Source organism: Blautia sp. RTP21359st1_E11_RTP21359_211015, assembly GCF_040910705.1.
Lineage (GTDB): Bacteria > Bacillota > Clostridia > Lachnospirales > Lachnospiraceae > Blautia_A > Blautia_A fusiformis.
Map to the genome: position 1 here is coordinate 1 of NZ_JBDGAB010000111.1, position 2,715 is coordinate 2,715.

The window sequence follows — 2,715 nt, forward strand, 5'->3', positions numbered from 1 at the left end:
TTGAACTACCCCACCCGACTTACGTCGGATGGGGATTCTACGGTCTGACGCCCGTAAAACCCCGATTAGTCCAGCTACGGGTATAGCTGACAGAGCTTGAGACCATCCGCCCGAAGGTTTCAGGAAACAGTTCCCTGCCAGTGTGATGTCCGGATGTTCCCGTCCGTCCATATACCTGCCATGCCACACGATTGACATGTGCAAGAGGCTTTCCCGAAAGAAAACTTTTCGTGGTAAGAACACCCGGAAAGTTGAAAAGTTACAATATTTCAGTTATATACAAATTAACAGTTACAAGCCGTCCACTGCTTCATTTCCGCGGCTATCGTTTTCAATGTTTTCGGTCTCCGGGGCCTTCCAGATTTCGTGAGGGACTCGGATTTTTTATATCCATATGGAACCTGCCGGTAGAAACTATGTGTATAGACATCGGAAAATTTACCGGATATGTACTTCCATGCCTTCATTAAAGAATCCATGCTGTTTTGGTCTGCAAGTCCTTCTTTCAGTGAATCTGTCAGCCGGTCTGTCATTTCCGGTTCCGGTCGCAGTTTTTCTAAAAGCCCCATTCCTTTTAGACCAATCACATAGGAGGCCGCCGCATGGATGGAGATTCCAAGTTTCCGCATGTATAGGATTTTTCCAATCTGGCTGGTGTAAGCAGGGTCAATCTTTATGATTCCAAAACTTCTTTTGTATGATTGGTTTTCTAGACAGGCGGTCATTTTTCGGTAGGCAAATACCGATGCGTGACGGTTGCCTTTTGCATTTCCGTACTTCATGCCATGCTTGGTGATGGTCGTGTCCAGGTCCTCCATGATAAGCGGCTTTTTACGGTTTTCACAGTATTTCCCAACTCTTGACATGACACGTCCAATCTCATCGGATATCTGCCCGCTTGTTTTATTCTCTGGATTAAACTTCAGGATTTCACCAGAAATGCGGTTACCGTCCTTGTCTATATCTGTTAATGCCACATGGTCATAGTTCAGGTCGACGGACACGCAACCATCTTCTAATGATTCATTGCAGTACCGGTTTTCCAGGATAAGCGTGATAGACGGAATCAAATACAGTCTTCCGTTACCGTCTCTTTTTAGCTGGAAGTTATAGCATACCGGCTTCCGGCCCTCTGGTTTTGCATCCAGCATAGCAAGCCAAACCTCATTATCTCTTGCAAGCCTGAAATCAGATAAGATAGCCTGTTTTCCATCCATGCATGTGATGATAAGGACATCATTGCGTCTTTTCACAAGGAAGTTACAGTCTTTGGATGTATGTCGTCCTGGAAGGCTCATGGAAGAGTGGCGCTTGTCATAGAACTCCTTTCTCCATACCTCGATATCCATATCCTCTTTATCTTTTTCAGTATACATCTTCTTTGAACCAAACACGATACGTCTTGGCGGATGCGCTTTCAGGCTATCCAGTTTTGCCTGTGCACGGTTCCTGGCGGAGATTAAGAGTTTCCACCTTGTCTTCAGCTTACGGATGTCCGCTTCAATCTTATATTCATACATTTTAACCGTCATGGTTTTGCCGCCTGGGAGGTTTACTTTCTTTCCGGCGACCTTCGTCTGGCATTCCGTATATGGTGTTTTCCATCTTCCAGTTTTTGCATATGTTACAAGGGAATCTTTGATGGCCTGTTTCTTTGCCAGCTGCTGCTCTGTGGATGCTATTTTTGTATCACGTGCCTTCAGGTCTGACCTCTTTGTTTGCATGTACAAAGTCCTCAATTCTTTCTGTGAAGAGAGCATGCCGGAAGCACGTGTATAAATTGCACAGTTATAATAATCGTTTGTTTCAAACTTATCCTTACACCACTGGGAATAGGTCTGTTCTGTAAGGCTTCCGGAGGCCATATATTTCTTTTCGTACAGAAGGTTATACATCTGCATTTGGATATCATTAAACCTTCGGATTGTCTCAATCAGGGAATCTGCATTTGTGATAAGGTTTTCATCAAGGTAGTATCGTTTGTCTGCATTGATTGTTATTGTAATCTCCATATATGGCCTGTCACCTCGCTTTCGGTTAAAATCATCTAAGATATTGAAAATATCCTTTATTTATGGTATTATTATAGCACATATATAACAAAATTGCAAGTTCGGTTAAAAATAGATTTGGAGGTGTATTTATGCCAGAAAAGACTTACAATAGACGCGCCCATTCGGTGTGCTGCTTGACATACCATGCGGTATTTGTCATCAAATACCGGAGGAAAGTTATCAGCCATGAAATAATGGATTTCATGGAGAACCACACGAAATATCTGATAGAAGAGCGGTTTGACGGGAAATTGCTTGGATTCAGCGGGGAAGAAGACCATATCCACATCCTATTTGAGCTTCCACCGTCAGCAGCCCCATCCATCATTGTCTGCAGCCTGAAGACACAATTATCCAAGGAGGTCAGGAAACGGTATATGGAACAGATTAAGGATAAGCTGTGGAAAGACTCGTTTTGGAGCGACAGCTATTTCCTGTCTACGACAGGTGGTGCAAGCATAGAAACATTGGAAGAATATATCAGGGAGCAGGGAATAGAAAAGCCAGAGAGGCCGAAGAGAAAATATACGAAGCGGAAGCGGAAGTAAAAGAACGCTGAGACAATCCGGTATAGCCGGACGCGCATTCTTCCCCACCCGACTGCTTGACAAGAAATGTTGTCACTCCGTCGGATGGGGTTTTCTGCGCGGTTTTTGATAAA

General features: G+C 44.0%; 2 protein-coding genes. One reads left to right on the top strand and one right to left on the bottom strand.

All coding sequences use genetic code 11. The features are described 5' to 3' along the window. Positions 1-284: 284 nt before the first annotated feature. Entirely contained in the window at positions 285-2,012 is a 1,728-nt protein-coding gene (locus AB5026_RS18805) for a hypothetical protein (RefSeq protein ID WP_368214140.1), read from the bottom strand. A 131-nt stretch (positions 2,013-2,143) separates the two neighbouring features. Here AB5026_RS18805 and tnpA point away from each other — a divergent pair, with 131 nt between their 5' ends. Further along, the gene (gene tnpA, locus AB5026_RS18810) at positions 2,144-2,602 is read left to right on the top strand and encodes an IS200/IS605 family transposase (protein ID WP_368214141.1); all 459 of its coding nucleotides are present in this window, start codon (positions 2,144-2,146) and stop codon (positions 2,600-2,602) included. Positions 2,603-2,715 lie beyond the last annotated feature (113 nt).

Bases quoted from the DNA above. Each gene is read 5' to 3' on its own strand.
- AB5026_RS18805 (WP_368214140.1), bottom strand. From the start codon at position 2,012: ATGGAGATTACAATAACAATCAATGCAGACAAACGATACTACCTTGAT.
- tnpA (WP_368214141.1), top strand. From the start codon at position 2,144: ATGCCAGAAAAGACTTACAATAGACGCGCCCATTCGGTGTGCTGCTTG.